The organism is Actinomyces timonensis DSM 23838 (genome assembly GCF_000295095.1).
Lineage (GTDB): Bacteria > Actinomycetota > Actinomycetes > Actinomycetales > Actinomycetaceae > Actinomyces > Actinomyces timonensis.
Map to the genome: position 1 here is coordinate 101,688 of NZ_JH806634.1, position 19,282 is coordinate 120,969.

Consider the following 19,282-nt stretch of genomic DNA (forward strand, 5'->3'; position numbering starts at 1 on the left):
CGCGCTGCGCGATCGCGCTCAGGCGAGCTCGGCGCGGGTGGGCGGGTTGGCGCCGGCCCGGGAGACGGTGATGTCCGCGATACGCGAGGCGTGGCGGACCACCCGCTCCAGGGCGGCGGCGTCGATCGCGCGCAGGGCCTCGCGCTGCTGGGCGCCCACGAGCCCCTCGGACCACAGGCCGTCCTCCAGGCCGCCCATGAAGGAGTCGCCCGCGGCGACGGTGTCCGCCACGATGACGCTCGGGTCCGCTGGCACCTCCAGGCGGAGTCCCGAGGACGTCAGGGCCAGCGCCCCCCGCTTGCCGCGGGTGACGACGACGATCGCCGGGCCCATCTCAAGCCATCCCCGCAGGACGCCCTCGAGGGCGGCGTCGTCGTCCTCATCGATGCCGTAGAACCAGGCTACGTCCTCATCGGAGCACTTGACCAGGTCGGACAGGGCGACGAGGCGCTCGACGATCTCGCGCGCCTCCTCGGGCGAGCCCATGAGCTGGGGGCGGGCATTGGGGTCGTAGCAGACGGTCGCCGAGGCGCGGAAGTCGCGCAGCACCTGCTCGACCGTCCGCGCGCCCGGCTCCAGGATCGCCGCGATCGAGCCCGTGTGGACGAGGATCGGGGGCTCGGCGGGGGCCGGGTAGGGCGGGTTCCAGTCGAGGTCGAAGACGTAGGTTGCGGCCCGGTCCTCGCCGATGGTCGCCTGCGCGGTGGAGGTGCGCTCAGCGCCGTCGGAGCCCGGGGTGATGCGCACGCCGTCGGCCACCAGGTGGGAGCGGACCGCGCGGCCGCGCGCATCGTCGGCGATCCAGCAGTCGAGCTCGGCGTCGCGTCCCAGCCTGGCCAGGCCGAGCGCCACATTCGCCGGCGAGCCCCCGGGGATGTCCACCGGCTCGGCGCCGGGGTGGATGACGACGTCGACCAGGGCCTCCCCGATGACGAGCGCGGTCCCGGCGGGGCCGGGAGCGGCGGGAGTGGGGACGGCGTTCTCGGTGGTCGCAGTGGTCATGATGGGCTCCTTCGCTCCAATGACGGCGGTTGGTCGGGCGATCAGTCCTGGTCCTGATCCGGGGAGGCGACGGCGGCCAGGCGCGAGCGGGCGTCGTCGAGCCAGGCCTGGCAGCGGGCGGCCAGCGCCTCGCCCCGCTCCCACAGGGACAGCGCGTCCTCCAGGGGGACCTGACCGGCCTCCAGGCGCTGCACGACGCCGACGAGCTCCTCGCGGGCCTGCTCATAGGACAGGGTGGCGACGTCGTCGTTGTCGCCGGAGGCGGTCGCGGGGGAGTCGGGGCTCAGGCTCATGGCGCGATTGTCGCACGCCATCGGCCCCGTGGGGTGGCATCGTGCCGCCAAGCCGGGCGGGGACGGGGTCATGCGGGCGTGGGGGCTCAATCGCTCGGCGGGATCTGCGAGGCGGGCTTCGTGGCGCCCACCACCTGGGCGACGAGCCGCCCCGAGCCGAGGATCCCCTCGATGAGGTCGCCCTTCTTGACGTCCTCCGCGCTCGTGATGACGGCGCCCCCGGCTTTGCGCAGGATCGTGTAGCCGCGGTCGAGCACCCCTTGGGGGGACAGGGCCGTCAGCCGTGCCCGCTCCGCCCTCAGGTCCGAGGCCGCCAGGGTGAGCGCATGGTCGAGGCCGCGGCGGATGCGCTCGCGGGCGGCGTCGAGCTCGGTGACGCGGTCGCGGATGATGACGGAGGGGTCGTTCATGATCGGGCGGGCGCGCACCTGATCGAGGCCCCGCTGCTCGGTGTCGAGGCGCTGGGTGAGGATCTCGCGCAGGCGGGCGCGGGCGTTGTCGAGCCCGACGGTCTCCTGGGCGAGGTCGGGCACGATCCTGCGGGCGGCGTCGGTGGGGGTGGAGGCGCGGTAGTCGGCCACGAGGTCGAGCAGGGGGCAGTCCGTCTCATGGCCGATGGCCGAGACCAGCGGGGTGCGGGCCGCGGCCGCCGCGCGCACGAGCCCCTCGTCGGAGAAGGGCAGCAGGTCCTCGACGGCGCCGCCGCCGCGGGCCACGACGATGACGTCGATATCGTCCATCGCGTCGAGCTCGCGGATCGCGGCGGTCACCTCCCGCACGGCGCTCGCGCCCTGCACGGCGACCTCGCGGATCTCGAAGGGGAGCCCCGGCCAGCGCAGGCGCGCGTTGACGATGACGTCGTCCTCGGCCTTGGCGCCGCGCCCGCACACGAGGCCGACCTTCCGGGGCAGGAAGGGCAGGGGGCGCTTGCGCTCGGCGTCGAACAGGCCCTCGGCGGCGAGGATCCGGCGCAGCTGCTCGATGCGCGCCAGGAGGTCCCCGACGCCGACGAGCCTGATGTCCTCGGCCAGCAGCTGGAGGGTGCCGCGCTTGGTCCAGTACGTGGGGCGGGCCTGGACGACCACGCGGGCGCCGGAGTCGAGGGGCTCGGGCAGGACGCGGTCGATGGCGGCCAGGGTGCGCGTGTAGAGGGAGACGGAGATGGAGACATCGGCGTCGGTGTCCCGCAGGGTGAGGAACTGCATGCCGGCGCCGGGGCGGCGGCTGAGCTGGACCACCTGGCCCTCCACCCACACCTGCGTCATCTTGGAGACGTACTCCTCGATCTTCGTCGCCAGCAGGCGCAGGGGCCACGGGTTCTCCGCGGTGGTCTCGCGGGCGAGGCGGGCGAGCGGCCGGGCCTGGCCCGGGGCGGGGGGCTGTGTCACATGCACCACTGTGCCATGCTCCCGCCTGGGGGCCTGGGCGGCGCTGTGGCACAGTGAGACCGTGACAGATTCCCCCGCGCCCTCCACTGCCCCCGTGATCCCGCCCGCGGACGGGGCCAAGAGGATCCTCGTCGCCTCGCCGCGCGGCTACTGCGCCGGGGTGGACCGGGCGGTGGACGCCGTCGAGCAGGCCCTGGCCCACTACGGGACGCCGATCTACGTGCGCAAGGAGATCGTTCACAACAAGTACGTCGTGGAGGCCCTCACCAGGCGCGGCGCGATCTTCGTCTCCGAGACCGATGAGGTGCCCGAGGGCGCGCGCGTCGTCTTCTCCGCCCACGGCGTGGCCCCGGAGGTGCATGAGCAGGCCGCGGCCCGCCACCTCCAGACGATCGACGCGACCTGCCCCCTGGTGACCAAGGTCCACAAGCAGGCGGTGCGCTTCGCGGGGGATGACTACGACATCATCCTCGTCGGCCATACGGGCCATGAGGAGGTCGAGGGCACGCAGGGCGAGGCGCCGGAGCGCATCCAGGTGGTCAATGGCCCCGAGGAGGTGGAGCGCGTCGTCGTGCGCGACCCCTCGAAGGTGGCCTGGATCAGCCAGACCACGCTTTCGGTGGATGAGACCCTGGAGACGGTCCGCCTCCTGCGCGAGCGCTTCCCCGGGCTCATCGACCCGCCCACGGACAACATCTGCTACGCCACCCAGAACCGCCAGGCGGCGGTCAAGGCGATCGCGCCGCATGCCGACGTCATGCTCGTGGTGGGCTCGGGGAACTCCTCGAACTCGGTGCGCCTCAAGGAGGTGGCCCTGGAGGCCGGGGCCCCGGCGGCCTACCGCGTGGACTACGCCCGCGAGATCGACGACGCCTGGTTCGACGGCGCCCGCACTGTGGGGCTGACCAGTGGCGCCTCGGTGCCGGAGATCCTCGTGCGCGAGGTCATCGAGTACCTGGGGGGCCTGGGCTTCACGGATGTGGAGGAGGTGCGCACGGCCACGGAGAAGATCACCTTCTCCCTGCCCAAGAACCTGCGCGCCGACCTCAAGGCGGCCGCCGGGGACTCCGCCTCCGAGCACGGCCGCCGCGAGCCCGTCGCCGACCACACCTGCTGACGCCCCTGTGGGCCGCATCCCCCTCACCTCCCGTTCTGCCTACTCCGCTTCGCTGGATGTGAGCTCGGGGGCGCTGAAGGCGCGCACCTGGGCGTCCTCGAGGCCGATGGGGGAGGGGCGGGACAGGCCCTCGCCCAGGGACTCGAATCCGCGGGCGGTGACGAGCAGGCGGGATTCCACCGAGCCCACCGCCTTGTTGTAGGCGGACACGGAGCGGGTGAGCGCCTTGCCGAGGGCGGTGAGGTGCTCAGCCACCGTGTCCAGCCGCTGGTAGAGAGTCCGACCCAGGGCCAGGAGCTCGGCGGCCTCCTCGTTGACGGCTGTGCGCGCCCACGCCAGGGCGCAGGTGCGCAGCAACGCGAGGAGCGAGGCGGGCGTGGTCAGCGCGACGCCGCGATCCAGGGCGTGCTCCATGAGGGTCGGATCGGCGTCGAGCGCGGCGGACAGGATCGGCTCAGCGGGGACGAAGAGCACGACCATCTCGGGCGAGCCCTCAAGCGAGCGGTCGTAGTGGCGCTCCGCCAGGGCATCGATATGCGAGCGCAGCGCCTTGGCATGGGCCTTGAGAAGCCGGTCGCGTTCGGAGGGCGGGACGGCGCGCGCCCCGCCCGCCTCGGCGTGCGACGCTTCCGTGGGCTCGTGGGCGGCGCCCGCCGTTGGCGAGCTGTCCAGGCCACAGGCCCGCAGGTAGGAATCGAGCGGGACCTTCGCGTCCACCGCCAGGTGCGCCTGCCCCGGCAGGTGGACGACGACGTCGGGACGACCAGTGAAACTGCCTCCGGTGGCGCGAGCCCCGGCCGGGGCCAGGCCGGCCAATCCGCGCTGCTCGGAGAAGTCGATATGCCGCATCATCCCGGAGGCTTCCAGGACTCGCGCGAGCTCCACCTCTCCCCACAGTCCCCGGGCGCTGCGGGAGCGCAACGCCGCTTCCAGAGCGGTGGTGGCTCGGCGCAGCTCTTTCTCAGAGGCCGCGCCGGCGCGCAACTGCTCGGTGAGTGTGGCGTGCTGCGCGGCGCGCTGGCGCTCCATCTCCTCCACGCGCGCCCCAACCTGCTCCAGCTGCGCGCGCACGGGTGCCAGGGCCCGTAGGACGGAGCCGTCCCGATCGGAGCGCTCCTCGGCGATCTGCGCGCGTGACTCCAGCTCCTCGGCGCGGGCGCGCCACCCGGCGGCCTCCGCGCGCAACCGCGACGTGGCGTCATCGCCGCTGGTGAGCGCGGTGGTGGAGCGGGCAATCGCCCGGGCGTTGCCGAGCGCTGCCCCGGTGAGGAGGCCCAGGACGAGGCCGATGAGGAGGGCTGCGAGGAGGGGGAAGATATCGGTCATGGACTGATAGCACCATAGGGATCTGACACCAATGCGGAGGCGTTAAGGCTCACTTCAGATGCGCCGCGCTTGTGTTGCATCATGTGCTCCGTGCTTTCCCTTCCCCTCGCCGCGTCCGCACCGCTCGCCTCCCTCAACGGCCCCACTGCCGCGGGCCTGGCACCTGCGGGTATCTCCGAGGTCAGTGTCGTCTCGCCCTGGTTCGTGAGGGGACTCGGCATCGCCGCCGTCGTCGCCGTGCTCGCCACGGCCGTGCTGCTGTGGGCGCGGATCCGCCCGGGGCGGCGCCGCTTCCCGCGCGCCTCGCTGCTCGGGGCGCTGCTCGCCGTCGTCCTCACTCAGATCCTCGTGGTGGGCGCGGTGAGCGCGCGGGCGAACGCGCACCTCGGCTTCGTGCGGACTGTGGGGGACGTCGTCGCCCAGATCCGGGGCTCGGGCGCCTTCTCCGACGATGGGCCCGTGGTGCTCTCCGTCCCTGAGGAGCCGACGTCGGTGCCGGCCTCCCCGGCGGCGCCCACCTCTGCCGATGCTGCCACTTTCGCGCCGATCAAGGGCGGCGCGGAGTACACGGGCTTCTCGAAGGCCACCGTGACGGGCCAGCGCAGCGGGGTCACCCAGGAGGTGTGGGCGTGGACCCCGCGCGGCTACTCGCCGACCGATGGGAAGACGTACCCCGTGCTCGTCATGCTCCACGGCGATCCCGGCAGCCCCGACGGAGTCGTCGGCGCGCTCAAGGCGGCTTCGGCCATGCAGGCGGCGATCGACTCGGGGGAGATGCCCCCGGCGATCCTCGTGCTGCCGAGCCTCAAGGCGGACAAGAGGCAGACGGCCATGCCGGACTGCGCGGACGTCGTCGGGCACGCCCAGGTGGGGACCTGGGTGCAGGACGATATCCCGGCGATCGTGCGGGCCTCCTTCCCGAACGTGAGCCCGAACCGCTCGGGCTGGGCGATCGGGGGTGTGTCCTCCGGAGGCTTCTGCTCGACCTGGACGGCGATCATGCGCTCAGACGTCTACGGCTATGTGATCTCCCTGTCCGGTTATGACGTTCCCTTCACCGGGTCGATGTCCACGAGCAACGAGCTCAAGAGCTCCAACACCCTGAGCACCCTCCTGCGCACCCGCGTCCACCAGAGCCTGCGGATCTGGCAGATGGCCGCGAAGGACGACACAGGCACCGCTGATCTGCGCGCCAGTTTCCCGGCGGCGGTACCGCCCACAGACACCCTTGAGATGGTCACCCCGCAGTCCGGTGGGCACTCGGCCACCTTGTGGCGCCAGACCTTCCCGACGGCGCTGACATGGTGGGGCACGCAGTTGACGTCCCCGGTGGCGGCTGATGCGCCGCTGTCGACCCCGAGCGCCGAGGAGCCGTCCTCAGCGCAGCAGATCCACGGCTTGTCCGGTGGGGAGTCGGCGGCGGGCGCCGGGAATGAGGCCGATCCGGGCACCTGGGAGGTCATCCGGGAGGTCTTCACCGGCATCCAGGGGACCGGAACGATCATCCTCATGTGGATCGCGGCGCTGGTGCTGAGCGTGGCGGCGATCGTCCCGTGGCGCCGGGGCGGCCTCCGGGCGCTGTGGCGCCGGATACGAAGCATGGTCAGCCGCAGCGGCGCCGCTGAGGCCCAGGGCGTGGGGGAGTCCGCGGAGACGGAGTCGACGGCGATGGACGAAGCCGACGGTGCCCGGGGAGCGAAGGACTCGCTGGAGACGCCGGAGGAAGCGGAGGAGTCGGAGGGGCGCGCTGGGGGTGCCGAGAATGCGCCGAAGCCAGTGCGTTTGGGCGCACTTGGGGCGTGGGCTCGGGGGGCTCGTCCGGTGGGGGCGCGCCTGGCGGTGCTGGCCCTGGCCTGCCTGGCTGGGACTCTCGCGATCGCCCTGGTGGGCAACCGGATCGGTGATTTCTTCCCGACCTGGTCCATCGCCATCCAGGACCTCGCTCTCGCGCTCGCCTGAGCGGGGCGGCCGGGCGCGCATGTGGTGCGCGCGCGGTACGAGCAGGTCAGTGGGCGCGTTTAGACTCGCCTCGTGGCACTCACTATTGGAATCGTCGGACTGCCCAACGTCGGCAAGTCCACCCTGTTCAACGCTCTGACCCGCGCGACCGTCCTGGCCGCCAACTACCCGTTCGCGACGATCGAGCCGAATGTCGGCGTCGTCCCCCTGCCCGATGAGCGGCTGGGCCGCCTGGCGGAGCTGTTCCACAGCGAGCGGGAGGTCCCAGCGATGGTCTCCTTCGTGGATATCGCGGGGATCGTGCGCGGCGCGAGCGAGGGCGAGGGCCTGGGCAACCAGTTCCTGGCGAATATCCGCGAGGCGGACGCGATCTGCATGGTGACGCGGGCTTTCGATGACCCTGACGTCGTGCATGTGGACGGCAAGGTGGACCCGGCCTCGGATATCGAGACGATCGCCACCGAGCTCGTGCTGGCGGATATTCAGACGCTGGAGAAGGCGATCCCGCGTCTGGAGAAGGAGGTGCGCGGCAAGAAGACGGATCCGGTGGTGCTGGAGACGGCGAGGGCGGCGCTGGCCATCCTGGAGGAGGGGACGATGCTGTCCGCCGCTGTGGCCTCGGGCGCCGCGGAGAAGGCGGGGGTGGACGCGGAGGCGCTGCGCTCCTTCCAGCTCATGACGACGAAGCCGGTCATCTACGTGTTCAACACGGATGACGCGGGGCTGGCTGATGAGGCTCGACAGGCGGAGCTGCGCGAGATGGTGGCGCCCGCTGAGGCGATCTTCCTGGACGCGCAGTTCGAGGCCGAGCTCGTGGAGCTGGAGCCGGAGGAGGCTGCGGAGATGCTGCATGAGAATGGGCAGGAGGAGTCTGGCCTGGACAAGCTCGCGCGGGTCGGCTTCGACACTCTGGGCCTGCAGACGTACTTGACGGCGGGCCCGAAGGAGGCTCGCGCGTGGACGATCCGCAAGGGCGCGACGGCGCCTCAGGCTGCTGGCGTCATCCACACGGATTTTGAGTGGGGCTTCATCAAGGCGGAGATCGTCTCCTTCGATGATTTGATGGAATATGGTTCCGTGGCCGACGCCCGCGCCGCTGGCAAGGTCCGCATGGAGGGCAAGGACTACATCATGGCCGACGGCGACGTGGTGGAGTTCCGCTCTGGACTAACGTCTGGTGGCAAGAAATGAGCGCCGCACGGAGCCACGGCGACGCGCCAATCGTCTGGTCCTTCTTCTCGGGCGCCATGGGGCTCGACCTCGGCTTGGAGGCGGCGGGGTGGCATCCGTCGTTAGCGGTTGAGATTGAGCCGAAGTTCTGCTCAACGATTCGCCGTAATCGGCCGTCTACCATGGTCCTCGAATCAGACGTCGCCGACCTCAATGCCCATGAGCTCTACCGCATGACCGGCGTCAGGGACGTTGACCTCATGGTTGGGGGGCCGCCGTGCCAGAGCTTCTCGACCGGCGGTAACCGGGCGGCACTCAACGACCCGCGTGGGAACGCCATTTTTGAGTACCTGCGACTCATCGCAGAGGTTCGCCCCCGAATGTTTGTCTTCGAGAATGTGGCTAACCTCGTCACAGCGGCAGTGCGCCACCGGCCCATCTCAGAACGTCCTGGAAAGTCCTGGAACCTATCCTCGTATTCGAGCTCGCTCGCACCCACCCTCTTCGAGGTCGCGGGGGAGCCTGCTCCCCTTGCGGAGGACGAGCAATCCGGCAGTGCCATTCGCTATCTGCTGTCGACCGTTATCGCTGATCTTGGCTATCAAGTGAGGTTCGCCATCCTCAACGCAGCGGACTATGGAGCGCCTCAGAACCGCCTTCGGTTTGTCATGCTTGGCTTCCGTGACACCGCGCCGCCACGTTTCATCGAGCCTACTCATGGAACTCCGGAACAGCGGCGCGTCACCGTTCGGGACGCGATTGGTGACTTGCTCGACGACCCTGGGCCAGGCTCCCTTTACACCCCCGAGACCAAGGCCTTCTTCGACTTGGTTCCGCCAGGGGGTAACTGGCGTGACCTGCCCCCCGACATAGCAGTCAAGGCCATGGGGGAGAAGAGCCTCCTTGCCGGGGGAGGCAAGACCGGATTCTTCCGGAGGCTCGATTGGGACGGGCAGTCACCCACGATCACCGGGAAGCCAAACCGCAAGGGTTCCGCGATGTGTCACCCGAGCGCAAGTCGCCCTCTCTCTGTGCGCGAATGCGCACGGCTCCAGGGGTTCCCCGATGATTGGGTGATTGAGGGTTCTATCGCCGATCGGTACACCCAGATCGGGAACGCTGTTCCGGTTGCGCTGGGGAAGGCTATCGGGGTCACCCTCCACGAGCCAAGCAATGCTGACAACGTCAGCACCGAGGTCATGCTCCAGCAGGCCGTGTCGCGGCTGCGTGCCTCGGCTCGGAACAAGGTCGCCCACGCTCCGCGAGGAGATGACGCGCCTTGAGCTACCTAGATGGACTCAGTGAAATCAACCCCGACTTGCTGGCACGAATCGAGCAGACCCATCGGGATATCGAGTGGATTCGAGGGGCGAGCGGGCAGGATCTCCTGAATCTGGCGGCGGACCAGCTCGGGTTGAGGCCGCTCGACGGGGTCGTCGCGGATCTGAGTGCCGTAGAAGTGGGAAACCTGTCTCGAGCGGAGCTTCTCGCGCTGCTCGAACCGCACTACCCCTCTGGCACGTCCACTGCGAGCGACTTGGCTGACCAGATCCAACTGTGTCGGGCGTTCGCTGACCCTGCCGAGGTCACCCGAAAGGTCGCCAACCTTGTGGAAGGCAGCGTCAAGCGCTTCCCTACATCGGCGGCAGACCTGCGTGTGGGATCGAACCCCGGGGACGTATTGGATCCCTTCATTCTCGCTGCCAACTACGAGCTTCTCAGCGAGAGGAGTCTCCAACGCACCATCAACCACACGGCCTCCCATAAGGTACTCATGAAGATCGAAGACCTCCTTGGACACCTTCATGAGGGGGTCATTGGTCATATCCGGGGTAATTTTCGAGTGCCTGAGCCTCAGGGGGCCGAGGGCAAAGAGGCCCTTCATCCAATCTTCAATCCGTTCCCTGGAGCTGATGTCGGTCAGGTGCCCGTTCCTGAGAGGCCCGACGCGCTTCGGCTGTTCCAGGTCAAGAGCAAGACCGGCTCGGCTAAAGGCGGGGATGGCAAGAGGTTGGGTGAGCAGCTGCGTGCTCTAGAGGGGCTGTACGGCGCTGACACCTTCTACGTCGCGATCGTCGGGAACACACTTCGCGGTCACCGTTCCCGTGGGGCAGTCGAACGTTGTTCGCCGAACACGGCGGTAATGGTCGGTGCCACTGCGCTGAATGAACTGACGCAGTCTGCGGTTGGTGCCGAACTGCTGCTCCGCGTGTATCAGCGGGCGTTTCGTACTGCTTCGGAAGAGACCGGATATCAGTTCTCGGAACTTGTCATTGCAATGGCCACCGAGTCTGAGGCAGACGCTGAAGTTCGTGGCACGGACTTCCTCTCCGCTTGGCTGCACGCTGCTGTCGACGGAGAGCCGGAAGAGCAGGACTCCCGTTTGCAGAGCGCGAGTCGTCGTCGAGGTTCGATCCGTGTCGGCGGACGGTCCTGAACGAACCTGAAGGTGGCGGCTATCGAGTGGAGTTCCGGTTCAATGTGTGAGTTGGGCTTACATCTAGTGGGAAAAGTAGTCGCCATGGGAGAGCGATGGCCAGAGATCCTCTGAATCTCGATGAGGCTGCCGAGTGGGCTGGCTTGTGGTGGCTGCCGGACGACCCTGAGAATCAGCTCCCAGGCGTCATGCGGTACGACGGAGAAGGCAACCCTTCACTCTCATTGATCGGCGCATTCGAGGACCGCATCACCTCTAACCCGGAACCGGGGGTAATGGTCGTTCATGAGGGCGCCAGGACGTGGGAGGTCATCTACGGTATGGCCGGGCAACGTGAGGTCACGCTCCTGGGCTGCATCCCTATCCGTTCGAAACGGGCCGTGTTGGTGCAGGGGAAGAGCCCAGATACGCAGACCGTGACCGCGACGATAGCGATCATCGGTGCGCACGTCAGCGGAGAAGAGGGCGCGGCGTTCGCGGCGGCCGAGGTCTCGGTTGAAGACTTGACGTACTGGGCTGCATCGTCTGTGTTCGAGACCACGGTCGGTACTTCCGGAGACAAGATTGACGGGAGTGGGACCATCTCGGTGAAACCGGTCGAGCCCCAGGCGGTGACGGTCGATGGCACAGAATACCGCCTCGTGCACACTCACACCCTGCCGTACTTCAACTGGCGCAAGGGTGAAACCGTCGGACGCATGCGCGAGACGGTCTCCGTCCGTGTGTGCCGGGCGGAGCCGTTCGCCCTGAGGGCGGCGCTGGAGGCGGCGAACCTCATACAGGATCTGATCGCGCTGGCAACGCACCGCGCCGCTGGCGTGATCTGGCTCCAGCTGGAGGTTGCTGGGACCGAGTCGGTCCGCCGGAACGGTCAGCGGGTTCCGCGCAGGAAGGCCGATGTCCTCTATTCTCCCCTGGCGCTTGGTAAGCATGACGCGAAGGCTGCGGATCCTCGCCGCGTCTTTTTCACTTGTGACGAAATCCCGTTCGAGGAAATCGTGCCCCGTTGGTGCGAGGCGCATGGTCGACTGCAGGCAGCGATCAACATGATCCTGGGTCTGCGCTACGCGCCGGACCGCTTCATCGAGAACAGCCTCCTGATGGCGGTAGGTGCTGCCGAGGTCCTGCACCGTGGCCTCCGCATCGATGAGAAGCCATTCCCCGAGGTGGACTTCGCGGCGATGCGCGACGCCGTGCTCCGCCAGGTGCCCGAAGAACACCGCAGCAGATTCAAGGGGATGATCAGAAACGATCCGACACTCCGAGACAGACTTCGTTCCCTCGCCGCTCGCCCGGACCCGGAAGCAATTGCGCAGCTTGTGCCGAACGTCGATCAATGGGCGAAGCGGACGACGCAAGCCCGTAATTATCTCGCACACGAGGGCCGGACGCCTAAGCATTCTATCGATGAGCTGGTGGCGATCGTCGAGACCACGAGAGCAGTCGTTATCCTCAATGTTCTGCACGAGCTCGGGTTGCCAGCAGAGCGGCAGAGCCAAATCGTGCAAGAGAACTCACAGTTGCGGGCGGTCTCCCGGGAAGCGCGCGAGTGGTTGGTGGCTCTAGAACCCGACTCCTGAGCGACGCAGATGTCGTCGTTCTCCGGACGTGGTCGGGTGGCCTCGGGCAGGAGGAGGCCGTCCCTCGGCCCCGCGTGCACAGCATCCCGCCCGCACCCTCAAACCGGAAGAGCCCCAAAAGGCCTCCGGCAGACGGACAAGCTCTGTGCCAGCGTCTTCGCCACTAGTGGTGGCAAGCGGTCGCGGCGGTAAGGCTGGCGGCCGCGAATTGGCTCATATGTCAGGCGACAAAATCGCCGTAATCTTGCTGAATCCGCTGGGCTGAGCTTCCAACGAAGGTGCTAATCGAATCCCAAGACATGCCGGTTCTCCGGGCTGCTTGTACGACGTCTTTCAGGTGACGTTCGGCGTTTGACCGCTCCGCGACTGCTGCGCGAAGCGCGTTCACTGCGGTTACGTCGAGTTCATCTTCGGGTGACGGAGTGTATTCCTCGAAGCGGGCGACAAGTTTGTCCGAGCTGGCGAGGATTTCTTCAACTGTGCGCGGCATGATGGTCACCTCAGGAACTTCTTGCGAGCTTGCATGGCGTGAACGATAACGACGGTAGTCGTTGCTCGTATGTAGCCGACCTCAAGGATCAGCGCGGCCTCATTTGCGCCGATGATCATCGTAAACCCGTCACCAAGATCCCATGCTCGGATTGGGTTCCGGTAGGCGTGAAGGATCGCGGCCTCATCGAGTCCATACTTGAGCGCGGACCGAGCGATGATCGGATCCTCCATGGCGTCCAAGGTAACACTGTCGGGCTCCGTCGGCCATGGTGCTGCAGATGGGCCAGGGGTGTCTCTGGGGGCTCCTTGCTCAGCATGGCGTGGCGTCAAGGCGCGGTTGTTCGGACATGAGTGGCAGGCGGGGCGATACTGCTGTCGCTGCCATGGGGCGAACTTGCTTCGGCCTTCGAGCCTCTTTGCGGGCCGGGCTCGCCGTGTCATACTCGTTTTAAGTTGTCCCTGACACAGAGGAGAAGACGATGGCAGGCAAGTTCGAGGTCTACGAAGACAGCTCCGGCAAGTTCCGCTTCCGCCTCAAGGCCGGCAACGGCGAGGTCGTCGCCACCGGCCAGGCCTACGAGACCAAGGCCGCTGCGGTCAAGGGAACCAAGGCCGTCCAGCGCGCCGCCGCCGACGCCGCGATCAAGGACCTCACCGAGGACTGAACCGGCGCCAACCATCGGCGGCCAGTCGAACGCAACGCGCAGGGGTGCGCGGAGCAACCGCTCCGCGCACCCCCTCGCCCGTTCAGTAGCGCCTCGGGAAGGCGCCCGCCGAACTCACACCTTCGCGGCGCGGTACCCAGCGTTCTCAGCGTCCGCGCCGCTCACAAAGCACTCCTCAGCCTTCGTCTGGTTGTAGAAGCGCTGGCCGGGACGGTGGTAGATCTTCGATTCCCCGTTGCCCTTGACCTGCGCCCAGCTCGGGCACGTGTACGTCCCCGGGTTGTAGCGACTCGCCACACGCCCACTCCCGCTGAACCGGTACCACGTGGCGCCATCTTGCGCCCAACCAATAGCCATCGAGCCATCGGCCTTGAGGTAGTAGTCACCCACCCACATGCTCGTCGCCATCGCGCCCGACGCCGTCAGGTAGTACCAACTGCTCCCCGAGCCGATCCACATCCCACTCTCCATCACTCCGGTCGGCGTGAAGTGGTACCAGGAGGCTCCCGCCTTCGCCCACCCCGTCGCCATCGCGCCGTCGGACTTCAGGAAATACCAGGCGCCGCCGTCGGCGATCCACTGATTCGCGGCCATCGCCCCGGACGGGAGCAGGTAGTACCAGGTCCCGCTCGAGTCCAGCCACCTGCCGGACTGCATCACTCCGGAACCATTGAGGTAATACCAGGCCTTGCCGTCATGAGCCCAGCCCGTCGCCATCGCGCCGTCGGACTTCAGGAAATACCAGGCGCCGCCGTCGGGAATCCACCCAGTCCTGGGCTCGCCTGCCTTGTAGAAGTACCAGCCGCCGTTGCTCCACACCCACCCTGCCTGCGGCGCAGGCGCGGGCTGGGGCGCCGTCGTCCAGATCGCGGTGGGCGACGGCGCCGCTGCCGTCGCGAGAGGCGCGTCGGGAGACGGCGGCTCATCCGCGGCCGCGGCGGGGATAACTGCTCCGAGGAGCGAGAACGCCGCAATCGTCCCGATCGCGGATCGACGAAGGTTCATTATGGGATTCCTCCATGTTCCGGCCCGTGCCCCACCGCCAGTGGTGGGACATGCGGGCAAGAGCCTGCACCTCGGCCAGGCTGCGAAAACCAAGGGAGCGGGGAAGCGAGGGCGGGGACTCTCGCCAAGAAGTGTACGTCGACCTACCGCGCAGCCCTCGGCCAGTCGCTCGTCAGATAGGTCTCCACCGCGCGACGCTGGAAACGATATGGCTTCCCTCGCTGGATAATCCCGCGCACAACGTCCAGGCGCTGGGAGGTCGGCCCGGCGGCGGTCACTGCCTTGTGCCCCAGCTGCCGGGAAATATTCGTCAACGTTCGGTCCTCCGGTTCAAGCGAGGCCATCGCCTCGACGAACTCGCGCTCGCGAGCGGGCAGGCGATCCAGGATGCGCAGGACATGGGCCTCCGCTTCCAATGCCGCATCGCGCCAGCCCCGCGTCACCTCATCATCCGTGATGATGTCACCAGTGCCCGCGTACCAGGCCCGCTCGCCCGCGAGTTGGAAGAGAAACGGCTCCCCGCAAGCAAGATCCACGATCCTGCGCTGGGCGGCTGGCTCCATGAAAACGCGCTGAGCTCCGTGATCGCTCGGGATCTCCCAACCCTGAGTGACCAGGGGCTGAAGCGCGGTCATGAGGGCGTCGTCGTCGATTGCGCCCAGGATCGACGTCTGGAAGCGGCGAGCGAACGTCGCGCCCTCTCTGGCTCCCGCGATCTCCGCGAACTCAGGTAGTCCCGTGAGATAGACGGCGATTGGCAGGCCCCTGCTGACGCTCAGTCCGCCCGGGGCACGCGCCTCGTGCTCAAAGGTGAGCGAATCGCCCAGGGCGATGAGCAGCTGCGAGAGAGCATTGCTGTCATGGATGTTCTGAGCCTCGTCGATGTGGACAAGCACCATGACATCGCCGCGCCGCTCTGCCGCCAGGCCAATCTCCACGAGAAGATCAGTCAGCGCCATGTACGGCTCCGGGCCCTCGCCGGGGCGTAGCGAGAGAGAAACCCCCGAGGCGGCGACCGTCTGAACCCGGTTCAGGAGCTCCGCGATGCGCCGCTCGCGCCTTGTGGCTAGGCCGGCTGTGCCCGCGAGGTCGAGGAGTGCCGAGGCGACGCGCTTGATCGGGTCGCTGCCCGAGGGGATGCGGAGTTGCGGCGTCACCCAGTCGCCCTGAGCGGCGGCCTGGGTGGCGATCCTCCTCACGAGAGACGACTTGCCGGTGCCGGCCTCGCCCAGGATCGTTCTGCCCCGCTCTGGGATCCCGGCGATCCTGCGCGGCCTGAGCACATCCCTCCAGTCACTGAGCTGAGGTGTGCGGCCCGCCCAGACCTGGGGGACGGTGTCCGAGCCCGGGCTGAAGGGGGAGTCGAGTGGCGTGCGCACGATGATAAGTTTATCAAGACTGGGGGGCCTTGATAAGTTTATCAAGCAGGCGTCGTCGTTTCTTTGCGCCCTCACCCCGCAGAAGCCGTCTCGGCCCGCTCTTGCGCCCTCGAACTGCGAGGATGAGACGGCGGGAGCGGGCCGAGGGCGCAACGCCGGGCCGAGGGCGCCCACCGCCGGGCGCCCCATGGGAGCACAATGCTGTGCGAGCCCGAGGCCGCCCTGGACACGACCCCGGAACGTCACCCGCACCGAAGGAGATGCGCCATGTACTACTCCAGCGGCAACTACGAGGCCTTCGCCCGCCCTCGCAAGCCCGAGCGCGCGGAGCGAGCCTCCGCCTGGATCATCGGCACCGGACTGGCCGGCCTATCCGCCGCCGTCTTCCTCATCCGCGACGCCCAGGTCCCCGGCGATCGCATCCACCTCCTCGAAGAGCTCCCCCTGGCCGGAGGCTCCCTCGACGGCGTCAAGCGCCCCGACGTCGGCTTCATCACCCGGGGCGGGCGCGAGATGGAGAACCACTTCGAGTGCCTGTGGGACATGTACCGCTCGATCCCGTCCCTCGAGGTCGAGGGCGCCTCCTACCTCGACGAGTACTACTGGCTCGACAAGGACGACCCCAACTCCTCCAACTGCCGCCTCATCCACAACCGCGGCGAGCGCGTGGCCGATGACGGCGACTTCACCCTCTCCGAGGCCTCGCAGAAGGAGATCGTCGGCCTGTTCCTCATGAGCGAGGAGAGCGTCGGCGCCCGCACCATCGACGACTACTTCTCCGAGGAGTTCTTCGAGTCCAACTTCTGGGCCTACTGGGCCACGATGTTCGCCTTCGAGCGCTGGCACTCCCTGGCCGAGATGCGCCGCTACCTCCTGCGCTTCGTCCACCACATCAACGGCCTGCCCGACTTCACCGCCCTGAAATTCAACAAGTACAACCAGTACGAGTCGATGGTGAAACCCCTCCTGGCCTACCTCAAGGACCACGGTGTCGACATCCGCTACGGGACCGCCGCCCGCGACGTGCGCGTGAGCGCCGACGGCGGGAAGAAGACCGCCACCGCGCTCCTCGTCACCGTTGACGGCGAGGAGAAGGAGATCGCCCTGGGCGAGGACGACCTCGTCCTCATCACCAACGGCTCCATCACCGAGTCCACCACCTACGGCGATCACCACACCCCGGCCCCCGCCACGAGCGAGCCCGGCGGCTCCTGGACCCTGTGGGAGAAGCTGGCCGCCCAGAGCCCCGACTTCGGCCGCCCCAGTGTCTTCTACAAGGACCTGCCCGAGCGCTCCTGGTTCATCTCCGCCACCGCCACCATCGAGAACACGCAGATCGACTCCTACATCGAGCGGCTCACCCAGCGCGACCTCCACGACGGCAAGGTCAACACCGGCGGCATCATCACCATCACCGACTCAAGCTGGATGCTCAGCTTCGCCATCCACCGCCAGCCCCACTTCAAAGAGCAGGCCCCTAACCAGACCGTCGTGTGGATCTACGGGCTCTACTCCGACACCGAGGGCGACTACGTCCACAAGCGCATCGTCGACTGCACCGGCGAGGAGATCACCCGCGAGTGGCTCTACCACCTCGGCGTCGAGCCCAACCGCATCGATGAGCTCGCCAGGCAGGAATCCGTCAACACGGTTCCCTGCTACATGCCCTTCATCACCTCCTACTTCATGCCTCGCCGCCCCGGCGACCGCCCCGACGTCGTCCCCGCCGGCTCGCGCAACCTCGCCTTCATCGGCAACTTCGCCGAATCACCCACCCGAGACACGGTCTTCACCACCGAGTACTCCGTGCGCACCGCCATGGAGGCCGTCTACGCCCTCATGGACGTCGACCGCGGCGTGCCCGAGGTCTTCTCCTCCGCCTACGACCTGCGCGAGCTGCTCAAAGCCACCTACTACCTGCGCGACCGCAAGACCATCCTCGAGGAGCCCCTGCCCATGCGCCTGCCGAAAGTGGTCCAGACGAAGGCCCTCAAGCGCCTGCGTGGCACCTGGATCGCCGAGCTCCTCCAGGACGCCGGCCTCCTGCCCGGGGGCAAGGCGCGGCACTGAGAGGCGTGAGACGCGCCGGGGCCATGTGGCTCCGGTTCGTGGCCTCAAACGCGCCCTCACCCCGCTCCCGCCGTCTCGGCCCGCCCTTGCGCCCTCGAACTGCGAGGATGAGACGGCGGGAGCGGGGTGAGGGCGCAACGGCGGGCTGAGGGCGCAACGCCGGGCCAAGGGTGCTGTCCAACTGCCTCCCGGCCTCCGCCCGGCCTGCCAGCGCCGTCGGGCCGCCCGCCTCCTCCCCGCGGCGTCCGCAGAGCGGTCGTCACGCGCTGGACATATGGGCGGTGCCTACGCTTCTGCGGTCCCCGGCCAGGCCCCTGCCCGCGCCGTGGCCCAAACGCCAAGGGACGGCACGACGAACTCCTAGGAGGACTCATGATCAGGGTCGCGATCAACGGATACGGCAACCTCGGACGAGGCGCCGAGCAGGCAATCTCCAAGAGCGAGGACATGGAGCTCTTCGTCGTCTTCACCCGGCGCGACCCCGCCTCGATCGCCACCCAGGGCGCCCCCGTCGCCCACATCGACGACATGCCCGCCTGGGCCGACAAGGTCGACGTCTGCCTCAACTGCGGCGGATCCGCCACCGACCTCGCCGAGCAGGGCCCCGCCGCGGCCGCGCACTTCACCACCGTCGACTCCTTCGACACCCACGCCGAGATCCCCACCTACTTCGCCGCCGTCGACGCCGCCGCGAAGGGCGCGGGCCACCTCGCCATCATCTCCACCGGATGGGACCCGGGCCTGTTCTCCATGCTGCGCGTCCTGGGCGACTCCGTCCTCCCCGACGGCACCACCACCACCTTCTGGGGCCCCGGCGTCTCCCAGGGCCACTCCGACGCCGTGCGCCGCATCGACGGCGTGCTCGACGCCCGCCAGTACACGCTCCCCGTGCCCGAGACCGTCGACGCCGTCAAGAACGGCGAGGACGTTGAGCTCACCACCCGCTCCATGCACCGCCGCGACTGCTACGTCGTGGCCGCCGAGGGCGCCGATCTCGCTCGCATCGAGAAGGAGATCGTGGAGATGCCCAACTACTTCGCCGACTACGACACCACCGTCACCTTCATCTCCGCCGAGGAGATGGCCGCCAAGCACGCCGGCATCCCGCACGGCGGCACCGTCATCCGCCGCGGCACAACCTCCGACGGCGTGGCCGAGCGCATCACCTTCGAGCTCGCCCTGGACTCCAACCCCGAGTTCACCGGCTCCGTCGTGACCGCCATGGGCCGCGCCGCCGCCCGAATGGCCGCCCGCGGCGAGACCGGCGCCCGCACCGTCTTCGACGTCACCCTCGCCGACCTGTCCCCGAAGGACCCCGCCGAGCTCCGCGCCCACTACCTCTGAGCGCTTTCCCCAGGACAAAACCCAGCCTCCCATGCATAACGCGATACGTTATTGA

17 protein-coding genes are annotated in these 19,282 nt (G+C 68.1%); 9 read left to right on the forward strand and 8 right to left on the reverse strand.

All coding sequences use genetic code 11. The annotated features are described in order from the left end of the window. Nucleotides 1-18: 18 nt before the first annotated feature. The 3 genes from A1QA_RS0110735 to xseA all read right to left on the reverse strand — a co-directional run bounded on the left by A1QA_RS0110735 (nucleotide 19) and on the right by xseA (nucleotide 2,692). Nucleotides 19-1,002, reverse strand: coding sequence for a PfkB family carbohydrate kinase (locus A1QA_RS0110735; protein ID WP_017178907.1), 984 nt, complete (start codon nucleotides 1,000-1,002; stop codon nucleotides 19-21). A gap of 41 nt (nucleotides 1,003-1,043) precedes the next feature. After that, nucleotides 1,044-1,295, reverse strand: a complete 252-nt coding sequence (locus tag A1QA_RS0110740) for an exodeoxyribonuclease VII small subunit (RefSeq protein ID WP_017178908.1) — start codon at nucleotides 1,293-1,295, stop codon at nucleotides 1,044-1,046. 86 nt (nucleotides 1,296-1,381) lie between these two features. Beyond that, on the reverse strand, nucleotides 1,382-2,692 hold the full coding sequence (gene xseA / locus A1QA_RS0110745) for an exodeoxyribonuclease VII large subunit (protein WP_051000643.1): 1,311 nt from the start codon (nucleotides 2,690-2,692) through the stop codon (nucleotides 1,382-1,384). Between the two features lie 52 nt (nucleotides 2,693-2,744). Here xseA and A1QA_RS0110750 point away from each other — a divergent pair, with 52 nt between their 5' ends. After that, the gene (locus tag A1QA_RS0110750) at nucleotides 2,745-3,800 is read left to right on the forward strand and encodes a 4-hydroxy-3-methylbut-2-enyl diphosphate reductase (protein ID WP_051000669.1); all 1,056 of its coding nucleotides are present in this window, start codon (nucleotides 2,745-2,747) and stop codon (nucleotides 3,798-3,800) included. 39 nt (nucleotides 3,801-3,839) lie between these two features. Here the strand turns inward: A1QA_RS0110750 and A1QA_RS0110755 are convergent, their stop codons facing one another. After that, nucleotides 3,840-5,126: a DNA recombination protein RmuC gene (locus A1QA_RS0110755; RefSeq protein WP_017178911.1), complete on the reverse strand. Its 1,287-nt coding sequence runs from the start codon at nucleotides 5,124-5,126 to the stop codon at nucleotides 3,840-3,842. Between the two features lie 90 nt (nucleotides 5,127-5,216). Here A1QA_RS0110755 and A1QA_RS0110760 point away from each other — a divergent pair, with 90 nt between their 5' ends. From A1QA_RS0110760 to A1QA_RS0110780, 5 genes are all read left to right on the forward strand, one after another. Beyond that, nucleotides 5,217-7,085, forward strand: coding sequence for an alpha/beta hydrolase (locus A1QA_RS0110760; RefSeq protein WP_154652387.1), 1,869 nt, complete (start codon nucleotides 5,217-5,219; stop codon nucleotides 7,083-7,085). 72 nt (nucleotides 7,086-7,157) lie between these two features. Next, complete coding sequence (ychF, locus tag A1QA_RS0110765; RefSeq protein WP_017178913.1) at nucleotides 7,158-8,276, forward strand: redox-regulated ATPase YchF; 1,119 nt, start codon at nucleotides 7,158-7,160, stop codon at nucleotides 8,274-8,276. Further along, a complete protein-coding gene (locus A1QA_RS0110770; protein ID WP_017178914.1) occupies nucleotides 8,273-9,538 on the forward strand; it encodes a DNA cytosine methyltransferase in 1,266 nt (421 codons plus the stop codon). Before ychF ends, A1QA_RS0110770 begins: the two co-directional genes overlap by 4 nt. Beyond that, entirely contained in the window at nucleotides 9,535-10,692 is a 1,158-nt protein-coding gene (locus A1QA_RS16035; protein ID WP_154652388.1) for a hypothetical protein, read from the forward strand. Before A1QA_RS0110770 ends, A1QA_RS16035 begins: the two co-directional genes overlap by 4 nt. Nucleotides 10,693-10,787: 95 nt before the next feature. Next, nucleotides 10,788-12,272 carry an ApeA N-terminal domain 1-containing protein gene (locus A1QA_RS0110780; RefSeq protein ID WP_026048877.1) on the forward strand — a complete coding sequence of 495 codons (1,485 nt, stop codon included), beginning with the start codon at nucleotides 10,788-10,790 and terminating at the stop codon, nucleotides 12,270-12,272. 220 nt (nucleotides 12,273-12,492) lie between these two features. On the opposite strand, the gene A1QA_RS15535 is transcribed toward A1QA_RS0110780, so the two are convergent. Beyond that, the gene (locus tag A1QA_RS15535) at nucleotides 12,493-12,771 is read right to left on the reverse strand and encodes a hypothetical protein (protein ID WP_154652389.1); all 279 of its coding nucleotides are present in this window, start codon (nucleotides 12,769-12,771) and stop codon (nucleotides 12,493-12,495) included. Continuing rightward, entirely contained in the window at nucleotides 12,768-12,995 is a 228-nt protein-coding gene (locus A1QA_RS0110785; RefSeq protein ID WP_017178917.1) for a hypothetical protein, read from the reverse strand. The genes A1QA_RS15535 and A1QA_RS0110785 overlap by 4 nt, the downstream gene beginning before the upstream one ends. A 248-nt stretch (nucleotides 12,996-13,243) precedes the next feature. On the opposite strand from A1QA_RS0110785, the gene A1QA_RS0110790 reads away from it, so the two are divergent. Beyond that, nucleotides 13,244-13,429: a YegP family protein gene (locus A1QA_RS0110790; protein WP_017178918.1), complete on the forward strand. Its 186-nt coding sequence runs from the start codon at nucleotides 13,244-13,246 to the stop codon at nucleotides 13,427-13,429. A gap of 114 nt (nucleotides 13,430-13,543) precedes the next feature. Here A1QA_RS0110790 and A1QA_RS0110795 read toward each other — a convergent pair whose 3' ends face one another. Together A1QA_RS0110795 and A1QA_RS0110800 are read right to left on the reverse strand one after the other, a co-directional pair. Beyond that, the gene (locus tag A1QA_RS0110795) at nucleotides 13,544-14,248 is read right to left on the reverse strand and encodes a sunset domain-containing protein (protein ID WP_244266146.1); all 705 of its coding nucleotides are present in this window, start codon (nucleotides 14,246-14,248) and stop codon (nucleotides 13,544-13,546) included. Between the two features lie 329 nt (nucleotides 14,249-14,577). Then, nucleotides 14,578-15,813, reverse strand: a complete 1,236-nt coding sequence (locus tag A1QA_RS0110800) for an ATP-binding protein (protein ID WP_017178920.1) — start codon at nucleotides 15,811-15,813, stop codon at nucleotides 14,578-14,580. 267 nt (nucleotides 15,814-16,080) lie between these two features. On the opposite strand from A1QA_RS0110800, the gene A1QA_RS0110805 reads away from it, so the two are divergent. Both A1QA_RS0110805 and A1QA_RS0110810 read left to right on the forward strand, forming a co-directional pair. Then, nucleotides 16,081-17,883 carry an oleate hydratase gene (locus A1QA_RS0110805; RefSeq protein WP_017178921.1) on the forward strand — a complete coding sequence of 601 codons (1,803 nt, stop codon included), beginning with the start codon at nucleotides 16,081-16,083 and terminating at the stop codon, nucleotides 17,881-17,883. A 372-nt stretch (nucleotides 17,884-18,255) separates the two neighbouring features. Beyond that, nucleotides 18,256-19,227, forward strand: coding sequence for a diaminopimelate dehydrogenase (locus tag A1QA_RS0110810; RefSeq protein WP_017178922.1), 972 nt, complete (start codon nucleotides 18,256-18,258; stop codon nucleotides 19,225-19,227). Nucleotides 19,228-19,282 lie beyond the last annotated feature (55 nt).

What these genes read in the sequence shown, in the direction of transcription:
- A1QA_RS0110740 (WP_017178908.1), bottom strand. Translation starts at nt 1,295, where the DNA reads ATGAGCCTGAGCCCCGACTCCCCCGCGACCGCCTCCGGCGACAACGAC.
- A1QA_RS0110735 (WP_017178907.1), bottom strand. Translation starts at nt 1,002, where the DNA reads ATGACCACTGCGACCACCGAGAACGCCGTCCCCACTCCCGCCGCTCCC.
- A1QA_RS0110805 (WP_017178921.1), top strand. Translation starts at nt 16,081, where the DNA reads ATGTACTACTCCAGCGGCAACTACGAGGCCTTCGCCCGCCCTCGCAAG.
- A1QA_RS0110810 (WP_017178922.1), top strand. Translation starts at nt 18,256, where the DNA reads ATGATCAGGGTCGCGATCAACGGATACGGCAACCTCGGACGAGGCGCC.
- A1QA_RS0110770 (WP_017178914.1), top strand. Translation starts at nt 8,273, where the DNA reads ATGAGCGCCGCACGGAGCCACGGCGACGCGCCAATCGTCTGGTCCTTC.
- A1QA_RS0110755 (WP_017178911.1), bottom strand. Translation starts at nt 5,126, where the DNA reads ATGACCGATATCTTCCCCCTCCTCGCAGCCCTCCTCATCGGCCTCGTC.
- A1QA_RS0110780 (WP_026048877.1), top strand. Translation starts at nt 10,788, where the DNA reads ATGGCCAGAGATCCTCTGAATCTCGATGAGGCTGCCGAGTGGGCTGGC.
- A1QA_RS0110790 (WP_017178918.1), top strand. Translation starts at nt 13,244, where the DNA reads ATGGCAGGCAAGTTCGAGGTCTACGAAGACAGCTCCGGCAAGTTCCGC.
- A1QA_RS0110785 (WP_017178917.1), bottom strand. Translation starts at nt 12,995, where the DNA reads ATGGAGGATCCGATCATCGCTCGGTCCGCGCTCAAGTATGGACTCGAT.